This is a genomic window from Tepidimonas sp. (assembly GCF_046292505.1).
Classification (GTDB): Bacteria; Pseudomonadota; Gammaproteobacteria; order Burkholderiales; family Burkholderiaceae_C; genus Tepidimonas.
The window spans coordinates 140039-158292 of sequence record NZ_JBKBQX010000001.1 but is presented as its reverse complement, the minus strand read 5'-3'; the positions used below and the strand labels follow the sequence as shown (position 1 = coordinate 158292).

Annotated in this window: 15 protein-coding genes; 9 read left to right on the top strand and 6 right to left on the bottom strand. The window is 70.9% G+C overall.

What is annotated here, in order from left to right; all coding sequences use genetic code 11:
* Nucleotides 1-2: 2 nt before the first annotated feature.
* The 4 genes from ACK4TH_RS00660 to tsaE are packed head-to-tail and all read right to left on the bottom strand — an operon-like array spanning nt 3 to nt 5124.
* Entirely contained in the window at nt 3-1259 is a 1257-nt protein-coding gene (locus ACK4TH_RS00660; RefSeq protein WP_409621200.1) for a multidrug effflux MFS transporter, read from the bottom strand.
* A 29-nt stretch (nt 1260-1288) separates the two neighbouring features.
* A complete protein-coding gene (mutL, locus tag ACK4TH_RS00655; protein ID WP_409621197.1) occupies nt 1289-3271 on the bottom strand; it encodes a DNA mismatch repair endonuclease MutL in 1983 nt (660 codons plus the stop codon).
* Nucleotides 3272-3280: 9 nt separating this feature from the next.
* Complete coding sequence (locus ACK4TH_RS00650; protein ID WP_409621194.1) at nt 3281-4636, bottom strand: N-acetylmuramoyl-L-alanine amidase; 1356 nt, start codon at nt 4634-4636, stop codon at nt 3281-3283.
* Nucleotides 4633-5124 (bottom strand): tRNA (adenosine(37)-N6)-threonylcarbamoyltransferase complex ATPase subunit type 1 TsaE, encoded by a 492-nt coding sequence (tsaE, locus tag ACK4TH_RS00645; protein ID WP_409621191.1) that lies wholly within the window; start codon nt 5122-5124, stop codon nt 4633-4635. Before tsaE ends, ACK4TH_RS00650 begins: the two co-directional genes overlap by 4 nt.
* A gap of 58 nt (nt 5125-5182) precedes the next feature.
* On the opposite strand from tsaE, the gene queG reads away from it, so the two are divergent.
* The 9 genes from queG to ACK4TH_RS00600 all read left to right on the top strand — a co-directional run bounded on the left by queG (nt 5183) and on the right by ACK4TH_RS00600 (nt 15871).
* Nucleotides 5183-6349, top strand: coding sequence for a tRNA epoxyqueuosine(34) reductase QueG (gene queG, locus ACK4TH_RS00640; protein WP_409621188.1), 1167 nt, complete (start codon nt 5183-5185; stop codon nt 6347-6349).
* A 165-nt stretch (nt 6350-6514) separates the two neighbouring features.
* A complete protein-coding gene (locus tag ACK4TH_RS00635; protein ID WP_409621185.1) occupies nt 6515-7180 on the top strand; it encodes an MlaE family ABC transporter permease in 666 nt (221 codons plus the stop codon).
* Between the two features lie 3 nt (nt 7181-7183).
* Nucleotides 7184-8176 carry an MlaD family protein gene (locus tag ACK4TH_RS00630; RefSeq protein WP_409621182.1) on the top strand — a complete coding sequence of 331 codons (993 nt, stop codon included), beginning with the start codon at nt 7184-7186 and terminating at the stop codon, nt 8174-8176.
* A gap of 80 nt (nt 8177-8256) precedes the next feature.
* Nucleotides 8257-8955 (top strand): hypothetical protein, encoded by a 699-nt coding sequence (locus tag ACK4TH_RS00625; protein WP_409621179.1) that lies wholly within the window; start codon nt 8257-8259, stop codon nt 8953-8955.
* Between the two features lie 106 nt (nt 8956-9061).
* A complete protein-coding gene (locus ACK4TH_RS00620; protein WP_409621176.1) occupies nt 9062-10009 on the top strand; it encodes a hypothetical protein in 948 nt (315 codons plus the stop codon).
* A gap of 73 nt (nt 10010-10082) precedes the next feature.
* Nucleotides 10083-10901 (top strand): class I SAM-dependent methyltransferase, encoded by an 819-nt coding sequence (locus tag ACK4TH_RS00615; RefSeq protein WP_409621639.1) that lies wholly within the window; start codon nt 10083-10085, stop codon nt 10899-10901.
* Nucleotides 10898-11335 carry a ribonuclease HI gene (gene rnhA, locus ACK4TH_RS00610; RefSeq protein ID WP_409621173.1) on the top strand — a complete coding sequence of 146 codons (438 nt, stop codon included), beginning with the start codon at nt 10898-10900 and terminating at the stop codon, nt 11333-11335. The genes ACK4TH_RS00615 and rnhA overlap by 4 nt, the downstream gene beginning before the upstream one ends.
* A gap of 90 nt (nt 11336-11425) precedes the next feature.
* Nucleotides 11426-12778: an efflux RND transporter periplasmic adaptor subunit gene (locus ACK4TH_RS00605; protein WP_409621170.1), complete on the top strand. Its 1353-nt coding sequence runs from the start codon at nt 11426-11428 to the stop codon at nt 12776-12778.
* A gap of 21 nt (nt 12779-12799) precedes the next feature.
* Entirely contained in the window at nt 12800-15871 is a 3072-nt protein-coding gene (locus ACK4TH_RS00600; protein WP_409621167.1) for an efflux RND transporter permease subunit, read from the top strand.
* Nucleotides 15872-15984: 113 nt separating this feature from the next.
* On the opposite strand, the gene ACK4TH_RS00595 is transcribed toward ACK4TH_RS00600, so the two are convergent.
* Together ACK4TH_RS00595 and ACK4TH_RS00590 are read right to left on the bottom strand one after the other, a co-directional pair.
* The gene (locus tag ACK4TH_RS00595; protein WP_409621164.1) at nt 15985-17682 is read right to left on the bottom strand and encodes a PhoH family protein; all 1698 of its coding nucleotides are present in this window, start codon (nt 17680-17682) and stop codon (nt 15985-15987) included.
* A gap of 81 nt (nt 17683-17763) precedes the next feature.
* Nucleotides 17764-18240, bottom strand: a complete 477-nt coding sequence (locus ACK4TH_RS00590; RefSeq protein WP_409621162.1) for a peroxiredoxin — start codon at nt 18238-18240, stop codon at nt 17764-17766.
* Nucleotides 18241-18254 lie beyond the last annotated feature (14 nt).

Here is an 18254-nt window from a genome sequence, read left to right as displayed (position 1 = left end):
GATTATCGCGTCGGGCCCGGAGCCGGCACGGGGGCGGAGCGCACCTCGCCGTGGCGCTGCACGAGCGTCCACGCCACGGCGGCGATGACCACGGCCCAAAACCACAGGCCGTTGGTCAGCGGATAGACCCCCGTATCCGACCCGGTGGACATGCGCGTGCCCAGCCACGTGCCCATGCCGAACGCCGTCAGCATCATGACGAAGCCTGACAGTGCCGACGCCGCCCCCGCGGCCTGCGGAAAGGGCGATACCGCGCCGCTCTGTCCGCAGGGCTGGTGCACCCCATGCGCCAGGATGAACAGGTAATACGGCCCCATGATGGCCCATGTGGTGTGCAGGCCCAGCAGCGCCAGCACACCGCACAACGTGCCCCCAGTGAGGGTAAAGCCGGCCGCCACGGCCACCGTGCGGCGCACCCCCAGCCGGGGGATGAGGCGTCGGCACACCACGGTTCCGGTGATGTACACCATCGACATCGACAGCATCAGCAGGCCGTAGTGCGTCTTGCTCAAGCCCAGCACGGTGATGAACACGAAGGACGATGTCGCCAAAAACGTGAACAGACCGCCGTAGGAGGTTGCGGCCAGCAACGCCCAGGCCCAGAACGTGGGATGGCGCGCAATGCGGCCCCATATGCGCAGCATCTCGCGCGGTTGCAGGGCCTGCGGGTTGGGCGCGGGCAGCGTCTCGCGAAAGCGCAGCACCACCAGGGCCAGGGTCACGGCCGAAAACACGGCCAATGCCGCCAGCGTGACGCGCCAGCCATAGTGTTCGGTCAGCCAGCCGCCCAGCGGGCCGCTGATGCAGGCAAACAGCCCCAGCCCGCTGAGGCCCTTGGACATCATGCGCGCGCCGTCGGCCGGCGCGTACAGGTCGCGCACGATGGCGCGCGCGCCCATCACCGAGGCCCCCATCGCGGCCCCTTGCACGATGCGCCAGACGATGAGCTGCTCGATGTTGGCCGCCAGCGCATTGCCGATCGAGGCCAGCACATACGCCCCGAGGCCCGCCAGCAGCACCGGGCGCCGACCAAAGCGGTCCGACACCGGCCCCCAGATCAGTTGCGCGGCACCAAAGGACAGCAACAGCGCGGTCAGCGTGGCCTGCACTTGCGACATGGGCGCGGCGAATGCCGCCGTGATGGCCGGCAGGGCGGGCAGATACAGGTCCGTCGCCAGTGGCTGGATGCCCAGCAGCAGGGACAGAAAGACGACGACCCATCCGGGGGTCATCTCGGCGCGGGTGGGAGCGGTCTGCATGGTTATGAATGGTAACAACAAGCCGTCCGTCACCGACCGCGCAGAAACAGCGCATCGAGCTCCCGCAGACTCAGCTGGCGCCAGGTGGGGCGACCGTGGTTGCACTGGTCGCTGCGTTGCGTGGCTTCCATCTGGCGCAGCAAGGCGTTCATTTCGTCGAGCGTCAGACGGCGGTTGGCGCGCACCGCACCATGGCAGGCCAAGGTGGCGAGCAGCTCGTTGCGGGCCCGCTCCAGCACGCGGCTGCCGCCGTGCTGGTCCAGCTCGGCCAGCACCGCGCGGGCCAGCGCCACGGCGTCGGCCTGGGCCAGCAGCGCCGGCACGGCCCGCACCGCCAGCGTTTGGGGCGAAAACGGCACCACCTCCAGGCCCAGGCGTTGCAGCACGTCCGCGCAGCGCTCGGCCGTCGCCACCTCCAGAGGAGTGGCGGCAAACGTTGCCGGGATGAGCAGCGGCTGGCTGGGCATGGCCGACTCGCCCAGCCGGTCCAACTGCGCTTTCAGCCGCTCGTAGACGATGCGCTCATGGGCGGCGTGCATGTCCACCAGCACCAGCCCTTGGGCGTTTTCGGCCAGGATGTAGATGCCGTGCAACTGGGCCAGCGCGCGGCCCAGCGGCCAGTCCTGGGAGCGATCCCTCGATGGCTCGCTCCCCGTGGGGGCCGTGGGCGTGGCCGTATCGATCACCTGCGGGACGACACCGCCATCGGCCTGGGCCACGGTGGGGTAAGGCTGGGCCGAGGCGGTCAGGAGGTCAGGCGGATCCGGCCATCCCGGCAGCCGGGGCCACGCCCGCGGCTCGTGGGCACGCCAGTCCAGGCCGGCCGGGCGCTGGTAGCGGGTGGTGTCCCAGAGGGATGGCGCTCGCGCGGCGTCCGGTGCCAAAGCTGGCGGTCCTCCGGAGGGCGGAATCGGAGCCTGGGCGGGTGCGACGGCGCCTTCCTGGGGTGTCGGTGCCCGGTTGGCGCTGCGCGGGGCGGCCAGCACCGCCTCCACCGCCCGTTGCACCGCCTGGTGCACTGCGCCGCTGTCACGAAAGCGCACCTCGATCTTGGTCGGGTGCACATTCACATCCACCGCGCGCGGATCGAGGGTCAGGAACAGCACGTAGCTTGGCTGGCGCTGCCCGTGCAGCACATCCTCGTAGGCGCTGCGCACCGCGTGCGTGATGACCTTGTCACGCACGAAGCGTCCGTTCACATAGGCAAACTGGCGGTCGGTGCGGGCACGGGCCGCATCGGGCAGTCCCACCAAACCCTGCAGGCGTAGCGGGCCGGCGTGGCTGTCCACGGGCAGACTCTCAGCGACGAAGTCGCCCCCCAACGCGTCGGCGATGCGCCGCTGCCAAGCCAGTGTGGCGTCCAGGTCGGTGCAGGCGCGCCACTGCTGCACCAGCCGGCCATCGTGCCAGATGGCAAAGCCCACGTCCGGCCGTGCCAGTGCGTGGCGGCGCACGGCCTCGATGCAGTGCGCCAGCTCGGTGGCATCGCTTTTGAGAAACTTGCGCCTCGCCGGGGTGGCGTAGAACAGCTCACGCACCTCCACGGTGGTCCCCGGGGGGCGGGCGGCGGGCCGCAGCTCGCCGCTGCGCGCATCCAGGCTCCAGGCATGGCCGCTGGGGTCGTCCGCGGAGCGCGACAGCAGGGTCACCTCGGCGATGGAGGCGATGGCGGCCAGCGCCTCACCCCGAAAACCCATGGTCAGCACCGACTCCAGCTCGGTCAAGTCGCGGATCTTGCTGGTGGCGTGCCGCTGCAGGGCGGCGGGCAGCTCGTCGCGCGGGATGCCGCAGCCATCGTCTTCCACGGCGATCAGCCGCACGCCGCCGGCGGCCAGGCGCACTGTGATCTGGCGCGCGCCCGCATCCAGTGCGTTGTCCACCAGCTCGCGCACCACGGAGGCGGGGCGCTCCACCACCTCGCCAGCGGCGATCTGGCTGATCAGCTCATCGGGCAGCGGTCGGATGGCCCGGCGCTGGGGTGTGGATGGGGCAAGGGACGGCAGCGCGTTCACCCAGCCATTCTAGGCGGCGCGGTTGCGGGCCAGCGGCGGGTTGCGCTCGAAATAGCGCCGGATGCCGCGCTCCAGCGCTTCGGCCATGCGGGCCTGGAAATCCGGGTCACGCAGGCGGCGCTCGTCGTCCGGGTTGCTGATGAACGCGGTCTCGACGAGCACACTGGGGATGCCCGGCGCCCGCAGCACGGCAAAGCCCGCCTGTTCCACACGCGGCTTGTGCAGATCGCCGACGCGGTCGATCTCGCGCAGCAGCGTCCCGCCGAGCTGGAGGCTGTCGTTGATCTGCGCCGTCATGCTCATGTCCAGCAGCGCACGCTGCACCGTCGCGTCCTTGACCGAGACGGGCAATCCCCCTATGCGGTCGGCCGCATTTTCCCGGTTGGCCAGCCAGCGCGCCGCTGCGCTGGAGGCCCCGCGGTCGCTCAGGGCGTACACGCTTGCGCCGCGCGGTCGCGGGGAGAAGAAGGCGTCCGCATGGATGCTGACGAACAGGTCCGCCTGCACCCGTTGCGCCTTGTGCACCCGCACATGCAGGGGCACGAAATAGTCGTCGTCGCGCGTCATGAACACGCGCACGGGGTTGCCGTTGATGCGCGCGCCATCGAGCCGGTCGCGCAGCCGCTGCGCGATGGCCAGCACCACGTCCTTCTCGCGCGTGCCGGTGGGGCCGATGGCGCCGGGGTCCTCGCCACCATGGCCGGGGTCGAGGGCGACGACGATCAGCCGCTCGGTCGTCGGTCGCCGGGTCGTGGGGGCTGTGGTGGATGCCGCCGCGGGGGGCGATGCCGGGGCGGGCGGCGGAGCCATCTCGCGCTGCTCGCGCCGAGCGATCAGCTCGGCGATCGGATCCGCGGCCGGTGGCGGTGGGCTGTCGGGGCCGCGGTCCACGTGTCGCGCAATCAGCTCCTCGAGCGGGTCCGGTGGCGTCAGAGGGTACAGGTCCAACACCAGGCGGTGTTGGTAGGCTGCGACGGGTTCGAGCTGAAAGACCTGCGGGCCGATCGGTTGTTTGAGGTCGATGACCAGCCGCACCGTATCGGGCGTGAACAGGCCGACCCGCACCCGGGCCACGAACGGATCGTCCGACTGCACGCGCTGCACCAGCTCCTGCAGGCTGGGCAGCAGATCGGCCCCACGGATGTCCACGGCCAGGCGGGGCGGGTCGGCCACATACACCGGCGTGATTTGCAGCGCGGTGTCCGATTCGATGGTGACGCGCGTGTAGTCCCGCGCCGGCCATACGCGCACGCCCACCACTCGCGCAGCCCAGACCGGCCAGGCCCCGGCGCCCCCCGTCAGCAGCGCCACTGCGCGCAGCCACCGCAGGGCGGCGCGGCGTTGGATGTGCGGCCCCGTTGTCATGACACGGCCGCCAGCAGGGCCGAGCCGCGCGGGGTATGCGCGGTGGGGACGATGCGGCGGGTGTCGTCCCCGTCGTGGTGGAACATCAGGTCGAGGTCGGGCATGGGCAACAGCGATCCGGCCTTCTCCGGCCATTCGACGAGCTTGAGCCCGGGGGATGCGAACAGTTCCCGCAGACCGGCGTCCTCCCATTCCCGGGGGTCGTCGAAGCGGTACAGGTCCGCGTGCCAGGCGGGCGGCATCGCGGGACCATCCGCCGGCGTCGGCAGGTCGTAGGGCTCTACCAGCGCATATGTCGGGCTTTTGATGCGCCCCATCACCCCCAGCGCGCGCAGCAGGTGCCGCACGAAGGTGGTTTTGCCGGCGCCCAGATCGCCGCGCAGGGTCAGCAGGGCGTCGGCCTGCGTTGGATCGGTACGCATGGCCGCAGCCAGCCGTTGGGCCAGCCGGGCGGTGTCGTCTTCGCTGGTGGCCATCCAGGCGGACATGGGGGCAGCGGACGGATGCGGTGTGGGTGAAGGCATGGACTTTCTACAATCGCACGGCATGCAGCCACCACCCGCTTTGGGCCCGCAGCCCGATTTGCCATCCGAGCCCGCGGGGGCCGTGGGCGAGGGGCTCGTCGAGCGCATCCGGGGGTGGGCGCGCGCTTTGGGATTTTCCCAGATCGGCGTCAGCGGCGTGGATCTCTCGAGCGCCGAGCCCGGCTTGCTGGCGTGGCTGGCGGCGGGCTTTCACGGGGACATGGCCTACATGGCGCGGCATGGCCTGCGCCGAGCCCGGCCGGCCGAACTGCTGCCGGGGACGCTGAGCGTCATCACCGCACGCATGGACTATCTGCCCCGGGGGGCGCCGCCCGATTGGCGCGATCGCGAATGGGCGCGGCTGGCCGATCCGGACGCGGCGACGATTTCGCTCTATGCCCGCGGGCGGGATTATCACAAGGTGCTGCGCCGGCGGTTGCAGCAGCTTGCGCAGCGCATCGAGGCCGAGCTGGCCGGCCCGGGGAGCGGCGACGCCCGGCCGGCGCTGCGTGCCTTCACCGACTCGGCCCCGGTTCTGGAAGTGGAACTGGCCTCGCGCAGCGGGCTCGGCTGGCGCGGCAAACACACGCTGGCGCTGCACCGCGACGCAGGCTCGATGTTTTTTTTGGGCGAGATTTTCATCGACCGAGCGCTGCCGCCCACGCCGCCGGTGGCCGCGCACTGCGGGCGTTGCCGCGCGTGTCTGGACGTTTGTCCGACCGGCGCGATCGTCGCGCCGTACCGATTGGATGCGCGCCGGTGCATTTCGTATCTGACCATCGAACACGAAGGCCCCATCCCTGTGCCCCTGCGCCGCGCGCTGGGCAATCGCATCTATGGCTGCGACGACTGCCAGCTCGTGTGTCCGTGGAACAAATACGCCCGCCGCAGCCCGCTGTCCGATTTCGACGCGCGCGAGGCGCTGGCCGCGCCGCGCCTGTTGGACTTGTGGGCGTGGCGGGAAGTGGATTTTTTGCATCACACCGAGGGCAGCGCCATCCGCCGCATCGGTTATGGGCGCTGGCGGCGCAACCTTGCCGTGGCCCTGGGCAATGCGCGGGTGGCGGCCCGCGCCCGCGGTGACGTGGCGATGCAAGTGGCACTGGCTGCAGCGCTTGTCGCGGCGCGCGACGACCCGGCCACGCCGCCCCTGGTGCGTGAGCACATCGACTGGGCGCTGCTGGACTAACATGCGGTCATGGCTGCGCCACCTCCGTCCCCACCCGACCGCCCGCGTTCAGGGAACGGGCGTGGGCTTGCGGGGCTCCGCGCATGGGGCCAGGCGTGGGGTGATGCCTGGGGGCACTGGGGGGCTTTGTTGTCATTGACAGGGCGGGTGCTGGTATGGGCCTGCATGCGCTCCAGCTACCGTGGCGCGCGCTGGCGGGTGCTGGCCGAGCAGCTCGTGGCCGCCGCTGTACCGGCCGTGTGGTGGTACGCGGTGCTGTCCACCCTCTTCGGGCAGGTGCTGATTCGCATCGTCGTCGTCACTGCCATCAGCTATGGCCTCACCCAGTACGCGGTCGAGATGGTGGTGCGTGTGCTGGTGCTGGAGCTGATCCCGCTGACCGCCGCGTTGTTCGTGCTGCTGCGGGTCACCCTCGGCAACGGCCTGGCCCTGCAGCGGTTGCGCGACGAGGGCGCGTTTGACAGCGTGCGCCGGGCGGGTGGCGACCCCATGCGCGAATTGGCGCTGCCCCGCGTGTTGGCTGGGGTGTTTGCCACGCTATTGCTGGTGGCGTTGAGCTGTGTGCTGGCGCTGGTTCTCGCGTATCTCAATCTGTACGGCTTCACGCCCTGGGCGCTGGCGAGCTATACCCGCGCCGTGGGGCAGATTTTCGACCCGGCGGTCACATTGATCTTCGCCCTCAAGACCCTGGGGTGTGCCCTGTCCGTCTCCCTCGTGCCGATGGCTGCCGCCTTCGAGCCCGTGCCGCAGGGCGAGGTCCGGGCCCTGGTGCGCACCGCGGCGGTGCTGCTGCTCGTGGAACTCGTGTCGCTGATCGGCAACTACTATTGAGCCATGCGCAACGCGTCCGATCTTCCCCCCGAGGCTGCCGAGGCCAGCGCGTCCGGTGTGGATCGCCGTGCCCGCTGGCTGCTGGTGCTGCTGGCCGGGTTGCTGGTCGCTTCGGCCGCCTATCTGCTGTACGCGCGCGGGGTGTTCGAGCCGACGCAGACGCTGGTGCTGGTGGCCGACGACGCCGAAGGGGTGAGTGTCGGCATGGATTTGACGTTTTCCGGTTTTCCCATCGGGCGTGTGCGGCGCATCGAATTGGGCGGGGACGGCTACGCCCGCATCCTGGTGGATGTGGCGCGGCGCGATGCCCACTGGCTGCGCGAAAGCAGCGTTTTCACCATGGAGCGTGGGTTGGTCGGTGGTACCCGCCTGCGCGCCTACACCGGCGTGCTGGAAGGGCCACTGCTACCGGATGGCGCCCAGCGCCAGGTGCTGCGCGGCGACGCGCTGGCGGACCTGCCGCGCATGGTGAATGCCGCGCGCGAGCTGTTGGAGCAGCTCAAGGCCATGACCGATCCCGACGCCCCGCTCAACGCCAGTCTGCGCGAGGTGCGCCAGCTCCTGCACAAGGCCAACGGGCGTGACGGGGTGCTCGGTGTGCTTATGGGCGGCGAGGCCGACCGGGCGCGCGTCACGGCTGCGCTGGACGACGTGCGCCGTCTGCTGCAGCGCCTGCAGGGCGTGGCCGAGCGTGCCGACGGGTTGGTCCAGCGCGCCGACCAGCGCGTATTCGGCGCGCAAGGACTGGCCGACGATGTGCAGGCCGGCGCACGCGAGGCCCGTGACCTGTTGGTCGGCCTGCGCGCGACCCTGCAGCGGGTGGACGGTGTGCTGGCGGAGGTGCATGGCATTGCCGCCAACACCCGAACCGCGACGCAGGACCTCGACGCCCTGCGCGTCGAGGTCGAAGCGACGCTGCGCCGTGTCGACGGCATGATCCTCGACATCCAGCGCCGTTGGCCCTTCAGCCGCGACGCCGAGGTGAAGCTGCCATGAGCCGGCGCGGGTGGTCCTCGTGGGGAAGTGGGGCCAAGCGGTCGTCCGCGCGGGCATCGGCGGCGTTCCGGACAGCCTCCATGGTGGCCGTGGCAGCCGTGGTAGCGGTCTTGGCCGGATGCGCCGCATCGCCCGTACCGGTCTGGCGTATCGAGGCCAGCCGCGCCGTCGAACAGGCGGTGGCCTCCACGCTCACCGGTCAAACCCGGGCCGCACAACAGCAGTGGCGTACCGCGCAGCAGGCGGCGGCCAGCACCGGGCGGGCCGACGTGCTGGCGCGTGTCGCGCTGGCGCGCTGTGCCGTGGAGCAGGCCGCCTTGGCGCGCGACGCCTGCGCAGCGGCACAGCCCTATCTGGCCGATGCCGGCCCTGAAGAACGGGCATATGCCGCCTACCTGGGGCTCGCGCAGGCGGGGGAGGGGGGCGTGCCCCCCGTCCATTCGACCGCCAGTGATCTCCCAGGCCCGCATCAAGCCATCGCCCGCGCGCTGCAGGCCGGTACCGCCCCGGCCGAACTGGCTCGGCTGCTTGCGGCCATCGACGATCCCTTGGCGCGGCTGGTTGCCGGTGGAGTGGTCTGGCAGGCGGGGCGTCTGGATGTCGAGGGGGTGTCGCTGATGGTCGATACGGCATCCCAGCAGGGGTGGCGGCGGCCACTCGCGGTGTGGCTGGGCGTGCAGGCCCGACTGGCCGAGGCCGCCGGCGATGCCGATGCGGCGGCGCGCGCCCGTCGCCGGCTGGACTGGGCTTTGGGGCCGGCTGCCACGGGCGCTCCATGAAAGCCCGCGCGCTTGCGGCACAATGCGGGCCCGGGCACATGCTTACCGCATCGACTTTTGGGGCAGCCCTGGCCGCCCCCGGCCTTTAGCCGGAGTATTCTTTTCTATGAAAACCAAGTTTCACCTCAGCAAACGTTCCCCTGGCCGTCATGGCAGCGCGGGCGCACAGCCCCAGCCGGGGGGGGGATCGGTCGTCGCGCTGGTCGACGAGCGTTATCTGGCCTGGCTGGCCTCGCAGGTCACGGGCAACCCGCGTACAGCCATCCAGCGCGCCCCGCTGGCGGCGGTGCTGGCCCATCTGGCGCGGTTGGCCGGGGCCGAGTCCCCGCTGCTGCGCACGGTGCTCTACACCGATACCGCCCCGTCCAATTTGTATGACGATGTGGTGCTGCGACTGGTACCGCCGCACGCCACGGATGGCGGCCTGGGCTTGGTCCGCGCCCTGGGCCAGGAGTTGATCCAACTGGCCCGCCACGGGGCGGCCTGGCTGCTCGTGGCCAGCGACGACGAGCGGTTGATCCCCTATATCGACGAAGCCCAGGCGCGCGGCGCGCGCGTGGTGTTGGTGGCCGACGATGCCGTGCACGACTTCGGCCGGCTGGCCGCCGACGACCCGAGCTGGGCCCGCCTGCTGATGCAGGCCGACCGGCGCGTGGCCGTGCCGGTGGGGGCGTGGGACTCGCTGACCACGCCGGGCGCCGGCTACTATGCCCAGCGCGCCGGCCAACCCGAGGGTGACGAGCCGGACGGCGCGGGGGCGCCGCACGCCGACGCGCAGGCCGAACCCGACGAGCAATGGCGGGCGCAGGTTGGCCGCATCATCCAGGACTGGTGGGCCGACGAGCCGGAAGACGACCGCTTGGATTTGGCCGATGCCATGCGCAGCCAGCACGGCGTGCCGCCGGAGACCGACCGACGCATTCTCATGCAGATCCGGCGCGAGTTGGGCCGCAACCTGAGCTTCCCGGAGAAGCGTCTGATGCGCGAGATGGTGCGTGCCACGGTTCTGGGTGAGGCCCCTGCACCCGCTGCGGTGGACGTCGCCCCCGACTGATCGTCCCCCGATCGTGAGCGAACCGCTGCACAGCGACCCCACCATCGACGCCCCCGCACGGGCTCCGTCCACCCTGGGGTCGGAGCTGGCGGCGTGGTTTCAGACCCCGCCGGGCCGGTATTTGCTGGACTGGGAGCGGGAGCGTTTTGCCGAGGCCGTCGCCGACGCCTTCGGTTACCACGCCCTGCAGTTGGGCTTGCCGCAACTCGACGCCCTGGCAGGCAACCGCATGCCGCACCGCTGGCTGGCCCTGCCTGAAGTGCCAGACGCGCCGCCAGATGGGACCAACGCCACAACCCCCCCCGTGCTCGCCCCCACGGGGCGACGGGTGGACCTCGTGAGCCATGCGGCGGCGCTGCCGTTTCCTGCTGCCAGCCTGGATTTGGTGCTGCTGCCCCACACGCTGGAGCTGAGTGCCGATCCGCATGCCGTCCTGCGCGAGGTGGAGCGGGTGCTCGTGCCCAACGGGCGGGTGGTCATCACCGGCCTCAACCCCGCGAGCTGGTGGGGGCTGCGCCAGCACCGCGCGCACTGGATGGCGCGCGTTGGCCTTGCGCAGACGCGGCTGGCGCGGCTGTACCTGCCGGAGGCCGGCGCCTTCATCGGCCCGTGGCGGCTGCAGGACTGGCTGCGGCTGCTCAGCCTGGAGGTCGAGCGGCTGGCCTACGGCTGCTACCGCCCTGCGGTGCGCAGCGAACGCTGGTTGCAGCGCTGGAGCTGGATGGACCGCTGGGGCCCGTGGGCCTGGGCGCCGCTGGGCGCCGTCTACTTCATCGTCGCCGTCAAGCGCGTGCGCGGCATGCACCTGCTCGGCCCGGCGTGGCGGCCGACGCGCGCCGCCGCCGCTCCGGCCGTCGTGGCGCGCCGCCACGGCGATCCTTCTCCACCATGACCGACGTCATCATCTACACCGACGGCGCCTGCAAGGGCAACCCCGGGCCCGGCGGCTGGGGTGCGCTGCTGCGCGCCGGCCAGGCCGAAAAAGAACTCTGGGGCGGCGAGCCGCAGACCACCAACAACCGCATGGAGCTGACCGCGGTGATCGAGGGGCTGGCGGCGCTCAAGCGCCCGTGCCGCGTGCACCTGTACCTGGACAGCGAGTACGTGCGCAAGGGCATCACCGAGTGGCTGCCGGCCTGGAAGGCGCGCGGCTGGAAAACCGCCGAGCGCAAACCGGTCAAAAACGATGACCTGTGGCGCCGGTTGGATGAACTGGTGCACGGACGCGGCCACGAGATCCACTGGCACTGGGTGCGCGGCCACAGCGGCGACCCCGGCAACGAGCGCGCCGACGCGCTGGCCAACCGCGGCGTACCCGGCCGCTGATTCGCGGCGAGGCCGTTGGCCGCGTTTACACGGCGGAAACGCGCTTCCGCTACAGTGCCTGTCCATCGAGGATCACCCTGGGGACATGGCATGGCTTTAGGCAACAGACCGGTGGCATGGCTGGCGGGGGCGGCGCTGATCGCGCTGGCGGTGGGCGCCTGGTGGTGGCTGCGCCCCGCGCCGTCGGGGGCCGGCGCAGGGGCCGCGGTCGGGGCCGCCGCCCCGGTTGCACCGGCCGGTCCGGCAACGACCCCGTCGGGCGGGACGCCTGGCGGGCGCCCGGGTGGCCCCGGCACGGCGGGTCCGGGTGGTGCAGGCGCCCCGGCTGGCCCCGGCCGCGGCGGCCCGCCGGCGGTGGAGGTGGCGCCGGTGCAGACCGCCCCGATCGTCGAGGAAGCGCAGGCCGTCGGCACGTTGGCGGCGCGTCAGCGCGTGGTCGTGCGGCCGGAGGTGGCCGGGCGCATCGTTGCCATCGGCTTTGCCGACGGTGCCCCGGTGCGCAAGGGGCAGCTGCTGGTGCAGCTCGACGACGCGCTGCCGCGCGCGGAGCTGGCGCAGGCGCAGGCGCAGCTTGCGGTGCAGCAGGCCAACCTGCGCCGCAACGAGGAGCTGGTGGCGCAGGGGTTCGTCGCGCAGCGCGTACTGGACGAAAGCCGCGCCGCCGTGCAGGTGGCGCAGGCGCAGGTCGATCTGGCGCAGGCGCGGCTGGCGCGCATGCGCATCGTGGCGCCGTTCGACGGCGTGACCGGCATTCGCGCCGTGCACGTCGGCGAATACGTCAAGGACGGTGCCGAGCTCGTGCACCTGGAGGATCTGTCGCAGCTGGTGGTGGACTTTCGCCTGCCGGAGCGGTTGCAGCCGCGCGTGCGCGTCGGCCAGCCGCTGCGGCTGCAGCTGGACGCGCGCCCGGGCCAGACGGTGCCGGCGCGCATCGTCGCCATCGACCCGGCGCTGGACGCCGACGGGCGGGCGCTGGTGGTGCGCGCGGCGCTGGACGGCGGCCGCCACGGCCTGCAGCCCGGCATGTTCGTGCGCGTGGCGCTGGAGCTGGGCCGCGACGACGCCGCCCTGCTGGTGCCGGAGGAGGCCATCGTGCCGCAGGGGCAGCAGTTCTTCGTCTGGCGCGTGCGCCCGGCCGCGGGCGACGCCTTGCCGGAGGTCGAGCGTGTCGCGGTGCGCCTGGGGCTGCGCCGCGACGGCAAGGTGCAGGTGACGCAGGGCCTGCAGGCGGGTGAGACGATCGTCGTCGCCGGCCAGCAGCGCCTGCAGCGCGATGGCACGCCGGTGCGCATCGTCGACCCGAACCGGCCCGCGCCGGGCGGGCCTGGGGGCGGCCCCGGTCGCTCCGGGGCCGCTGGGCCGAGCGGGTCCGCCGGCGGCGCCCAGCCCGGCGTCGTTCCAGGGGCGGCGGGCGGTGGCGCTGCGGCGCGGCCGGGTGCCTGACACGGTGCGAGGTGCGGCCCCATGCAGTTGCCCGAAATCGCCATCCGCCGCCCGGTGTTTGCCACCGTGCTGTCGCTGCTGATCGTACTGGTCGGCTGGGTCTCGTTCCGGCAGCTCGCGGTGCGCGAGTACCCCAAGATCGACGAGCCGGTCGTCACCGTCACCACGCGGCTGGCCGGTGCCTCCAGCGAGGTGATCGAATCCACCGTCACCAAGCCGCTGGAGGATTCGCTGGCCGGCATCGAGGGGGTGGACGTCATCACCTCGATCAGCCGGCCGGAGCAGAGCCAGATCACGGTGCGCTTCCGGCTGGAGCGCGACCCCGACGCCGCCGCGGCCGAGGTGCGCGACAAGGTCGCGCGCGTGCGCGGCCGCCTGCCGCAGACGGTCGACGAGCCGGTGGTGGCCAAGGTGGAGGCGGACGCCTTTCCGGTCATCTGGATCGCGCTGTCGTCGGACCGCTACGGCCCGCTGGAGCTGACCGATCTGGCCAACCGCATCGCCAAGCCGGTGCTGCAGACGGCCACCGGCGTGGCCGAGGTGCGCATCTTCGGTGAGCGGCGCTTTTCGATGCGGCTGTGGCCGGATCCGGATCGGCTGGCGGCCTACGGCCTGACGGTGCAGGATCTGGAGGATGCGCTGCGCCGCGCCAACCTGGAGGTGCCCGCCGGCCGCGTGGAAAGCCGCCTGCGCGAGTTCAACGTCACCGCCGCCACCGACCTGCAGACGCCGGAACAGTTTCGCGCGGTGGTGATCCGCGAAGTCGGCGGGCTGCCGATCCGCGTCGGCGACGTGGCGCGCGTGGAGCAGGGGGCGGCGGATGAGCGCACCTCCGTGCGCCTCAACGGCCGCGACACCGTGTCGCTGGGCGTGATCCGCCAGGCCACGGCCAACCCGCTGGAGATGTCCGCGGCGGTGCGCGCCCTGCTGGACAAGGTGCGCGCCGACCTGCCGCCCGGCATCGACGTGCAGGTCGCCAACGACAATTCGGTGTTCATCGACCGCTCGATCCAGGCCGTCTACGCGACGATCCTGGAGGCGGTGGTGCTGGTGACGCTGGTCATCGTGCTGTTCCTGCGCAGCGCGCGCGCCTCCATCATCCCGCTGGTGACGATCCCGGTCAGCCTCATCGGGGCGTTTGCGCTGATGGCGCTGTTCGGCTTTACGATCAACACGCTGACGCTGCTGGCGCTGGTGTTGGCCATCGGGCTGGTGGTCGATGACGCCATCGTCGTGCTGGAAAACATCCACCGCCACATCGAGGAGGGCATGGCGCCGCTGGCCGCGGCGATCAAGGGCTCGCGCGAGATCGCGTTTGCGGTGGTGGCGATGACGCTGACGCTGGCGGCGGTCTATGCGCCGCTGGCCTTCACGCCGGGGCGCACCGGGCGGCTGTTCGCGGAGTTCGCGCTGGCGCTCGCGGGGGCGGTGCTGGTGTCGGGGTTCGTGGCGCTGACGCTGTCGCCGATGATGTGCGCCAGGCTGCTGCGCCATCAGGCGCAGCCGGGCGGGTTCGACCGCACGATGGAGCGCGCCCTGCAGGGTTTGACGCGCGGCTACGGCGCGGCCTTGGCGGTGGCGCTGCGCTGGCGCTGGGCCGTGGTGCTGGTGATGCTGGCCAGCGCGGCGGCCAGCGTCTGGCTGTTGCGCACCACCAAGCAGGAGCTGGCGCCGCTGGAGGACCGCGGGGTCATCCTCAACATCGTCAACGCGCCGGACGGGGCCACGGCCGCCTACACCTCGCGCTACGCCGCCGCCATCGAGCGCATTGGCGCGCAGTACGAGGAGTTCGACCGCATCTTCGCACTGGTCGGCAACCCCACCGTGTCGCAGGCCACCGTCTTCTTCCGCGCCAAGCCGTGGGAGGAGCGCCAGCGCTCGACGCTGGAGCTGGCGCGCGAGATCGCGCCGAAGGTCGCCGGCCTGCCGGGCGTGACGGCGTTTCCCATCACGCCGCCGTCGCTGGGGCAGGGCTTTCGCGAGCGGCCGCTCAACTACGTCATCACCACCAACGACAGCTATGCCAACCTGGCGCGGGTGGTCGGCGAATTCCAGCGCCGCATGGCGCAGTACCCCGGCTTTCTGCAGGTGGACACCGACCTGCGCATGAACAAGCCCGAGCTGCGGCTGGAGGTGGACCGCGAGCGCGCCGCGGCGCTGGGCGTCAGCGTCGACGCGGTGGCGCGCACGGTGGAGACGATGCTGGGCGGCCGCGTGGTCGGCCGCTACAAGCGCGAGGGTGAGCAGTACGACGTCATCGTGCAGACCGCGGCCGGCGACCGCAGCGTGCCGCAGGACATCGAGCGGCTCTACGTGCGCGGCCGCAACCACGCGATGGTGCCGCTGGCGGCGCTGGTCAAGGTGCAGGAGATGGTGGCCCCGCGCGAGCTGAACCACTTCGCGCAGCGGCGCAGCGCCTCCCTCACCGCCAACCTGGCGCCGGACTTCGCGCTCGGCGAGGCGCTGGCGACGATGGACCAGATCGCGCGCGAGGTGCTGCCGGAGGGCTACACCACCGACCTCAACGGCCAGAGCCGCGAATTCCGCGCCGCCTCCGGCGCGCTGGCGCTGGTGTTCGTGCTGGCGCTGCTGTTCATCTACCTGGTGCTGGCCGCGCAGTTCGAAAGCTTCGTCGACCCGTTCATCATCATGCTGTCGGTGCCGCTGTCGATGCTGGGGGCGCTGGCGGCGCTGAAGTGGACCGGCGGCACCCTCAACGTCTTCAGCCAGATCGGCCTCGTCACGCTGGTGGGCCTGATCACCAAGCACGGCATCCTGATCGTGGAGTTCGCCAACCAGCTGCGCCAGCAGGGGCTGGAGACGCTGGCCGCCGTGCGCCGCGCCGCCGAGCTGCGCCTGCGCCCGATCCTGATGACCACCGGCGCCATGGTGCTGGGCGCGATTCCCCTGGCGCTGGCCACCGGCGCCGGGGCGGAGAGCCGCCAGCAGATCGGCTGGGTCATCGTCGGCGGCATGAGCGTCGGCACGCTGCTGACCATCTTCGTCGTGCCGACGATGTACCTGCTGCTGGCGCGCCGTCGCGTGCCGGGGCCGGATCGGACGGGGGTGGAGGGGAGCGTGGGCGCCGCATGACGTCCCTTCCGGGAAGGACGGGCAGGCCGGCGTCGGGTCATTCCAAGCCGGACGGCCAGGGAGCCAGCGTCTGCGGATCGGGGGACTGGCAATCCCTGACGATCAGCCCCCGCTCACAACACCTCACTCGCAAAATCCGCCAGCCGTGACCGCTCGCCGCGCGCCAGCGTCACATGGCCGCCGTGCGGCCAGCCCTTGAAGCGGTCCACGACGTAGGTCAGGCCGGAGGAGCCCTCGGTCAGGTACGGCGTGTCGATCTGGGCCAGGTTGCCCATGCAGACCAGCTTGGTGCCGGGGCCGGCGCGGGTGATCAGCGTCTTCATCTGCTTGGGCGTGAGGTTTTGCGCCTCGTCGATGATGACGTACTTGTTCAGGAACGTGCGGCCGCGCATGAAGTTCATGCTCTTGATCTTGACGCGGCTGCGGATCAGGTCGTTGGTGGCGGCGCGGCCCCATTCGCCCGCGCTGTTGCGCGCACCCTGGGCGAGGAATTCCAGGTTGTCGTCGAGCGCGCCCATCCACGGCCCCATCTTTTCCTCTTCCGTGCCGGGCAGGAAGCCGATGTCCTCGCCGACGCTGACGGTGGCGCGCGTCATGATGATTTCGCTGTAGCGGCGCTCGTCCAGCACCTGGGTCAGGCCCGCGGCCAGCGCCATCAGCGTCTTGCCGGTGCCGGCGGTGCCGGCCAGCGTGACGAAGTCGATGTCCGGGTCCATCAGCAGGTTCAGCGCGAAGTTCTGTTCGCGGTTGCGCGCGGCCACGCCCCAGACGGCGTTCTTGAGGTGCGTGTAGTCCTTGAGCGTGCGCAGCACGGCGGTCTTGCCGCGCAGCTCGACGACGCGGGCGTACAGCGGCGGCTCGCCCGGCGCCTCGTAGTACACAAACTGGTTGAGCAGCAACTGCTCGACGATGGCGCCGCCGATGCGGTAGAAAGTGTGCCCGCCCTGTTGCCAGCTTTCCACGGTTTTGTTCTGGCGCGTCCAGAAGTCCGACGGCAACGCCAGCGCCCCCGTGTAGAGCATGTCGGCGTCGTCGAGCGTTTTGTCGTTCTCGTAGTCCTCGGCAGTCAGACCCAGGGCGCGCGCTTTGATGCGCATGTTGATGTCTTTGGACACCAACACGACGTCGCGGTCCGGGTGGCGGGCCTTGAGCGCCTGCACCACCGACAGGATTTGGTTGTCGGCCTTGCCTTGCGGCAGATCGTCGGGCAGCGTGTGCGGCAGCAGCTCGGTCTGGAAGAACAGGGTGCCGGTGGCTTCGCCGTTGCCCAGGGCGGCGAGGGTCAGTCCGTGCCGGATGTCCCCGTTGGCGCTGGCAGCCAGCGCGTCGAGGGTACGGCTGGCTTGGCGCGCGTTGCGCGCGACCTCGCTCATGCCCTTTTTGTTGTTGTCCAGCTCTTCCAGCACGATCATCGGCAGGAAGATGTCGTGCTCTTCGAAGCGGAACAGGCAACTGGGGTCGTGCATCAGCACGTTGGTGTCGAGCACGAACAGGCGCTTTTGGCCCGTCTGCATGGCCCGACGCCGCGGTGTGGGCTTCGCTGCCGCGGTGATCTGGGCCGGCGCGGTTGCCGTTGGCGCTTCGGTCGAGGGGGTGGGGGCCGCGCCTTTGCGCCGCCCGGTGCGTCGGGCGTTCGATGGAGCGGCGGCGAGCGGGACAGGCGCGCTGGCGGCTGCCGGCGAGGGGGCGGGCGCGACGGTGGGTGCAACGAGGTCGGCCGAGGGCTCGGGCGGTTGAGCCGGGGTGGCGCGGGGGGATTTCTTCAGATCGACGCGATCGGCCTTGCGGCTGGGGGGCGGAGGCAGTGGCATGAAATCATCATGCCAGAAAAACCGCAGCCGCCCACGGGGCGGCTGATCGGTGGGGTGGGCAGGGCGCCCGGCGTGTGGGCTTCAAGCCACTTTCTTGAGCATCTTGACGGCCTTGAGGACTTCGTCCACGTGGCCAGGGACTTTGATGCCGCGCCACTCTTGCAGCAAAATACCCTCGGGGCTGATCAGGAAGGTGCTGCGCTCGATGCCCTTGACCTTCTTGCCGTACATGATCTTGTTCTTGACGACGCCGAACATGTGGCACATCTTTTCTTCGGTGTCGGCGATCAGCTCGAACGGCAGCTCCAGCTTGGCCTTGAAATCTTCGTGTGACTTTAGGTTGTCACGCGAGACGCCAAACACCTGCGCCCCCGCCGCGATGAACTCCTGGTACTGATCCCGGAACTGCATGGCCTCGGTCGTGCAGCCGGGGGTGTGGTCCTTGGGGTAGAAGTACAGGATCAGTGTCTGGCCGAGGTGGGATTGGTGGGTGACTTTGATGCCGCCAGTCGCTTGGGCTTCGAACTCGGGAATCGGTTTGTTGACGACGACGGCCATGGAGCAAATCCCCT

Coding starts and splice junctions, on each gene's coding strand:
- ACK4TH_RS00660 (WP_409621200.1), bottom strand. CDS start 1,259: ATGCAGACCGCTCCCACCCGCGCCGAGATGACCCCCGGATGGGTCGTC.
- ACK4TH_RS00650 (WP_409621194.1), bottom strand. CDS start 4,636: ATGACAACGGGGCCGCACATCCAACGCCGCGCCGCCCTGCGGTGGCTG.
- tsaE (WP_409621191.1), bottom strand. CDS start 5,124: ATGTCCGCCTGGATGGCCACCAGCGAAGACGACACCGCCCGGCTGGCC.
- queG (WP_409621188.1), top strand. CDS start 5,183: ATGCAGCCACCACCCGCTTTGGGCCCGCAGCCCGATTTGCCATCCGAG.
- ACK4TH_RS00635 (WP_409621185.1), top strand. CDS start 6,515: ATGCGCTCCAGCTACCGTGGCGCGCGCTGGCGGGTGCTGGCCGAGCAG.
- ACK4TH_RS00630 (WP_409621182.1), top strand. CDS start 7,184: ATGCGCAACGCGTCCGATCTTCCCCCCGAGGCTGCCGAGGCCAGCGCG.
- ACK4TH_RS00625 (WP_409621179.1), top strand. CDS start 8,257: ATGGTGGCCGTGGCAGCCGTGGTAGCGGTCTTGGCCGGATGCGCCGCA.
- ACK4TH_RS00620 (WP_409621176.1), top strand. CDS start 9,062: ATGAAAACCAAGTTTCACCTCAGCAAACGTTCCCCTGGCCGTCATGGC.
- rnhA (WP_409621173.1), top strand. CDS start 10,898: ATGACCGACGTCATCATCTACACCGACGGCGCCTGCAAGGGCAACCCC.
- ACK4TH_RS00605 (WP_409621170.1), top strand. CDS start 11,426: ATGGCTTTAGGCAACAGACCGGTGGCATGGCTGGCGGGGGCGGCGCTG.
- ACK4TH_RS00600 (WP_409621167.1), top strand. CDS start 12,800: ATGCAGTTGCCCGAAATCGCCATCCGCCGCCCGGTGTTTGCCACCGTG.
- ACK4TH_RS00595 (WP_409621164.1), bottom strand. CDS start 17,682: ATGCCACTGCCTCCGCCCCCCAGCCGCAAGGCCGATCGCGTCGATCTG.
- ACK4TH_RS00590 (WP_409621162.1), bottom strand. CDS start 18,240: ATGGCCGTCGTCGTCAACAAACCGATTCCCGAGTTCGAAGCCCAAGCG.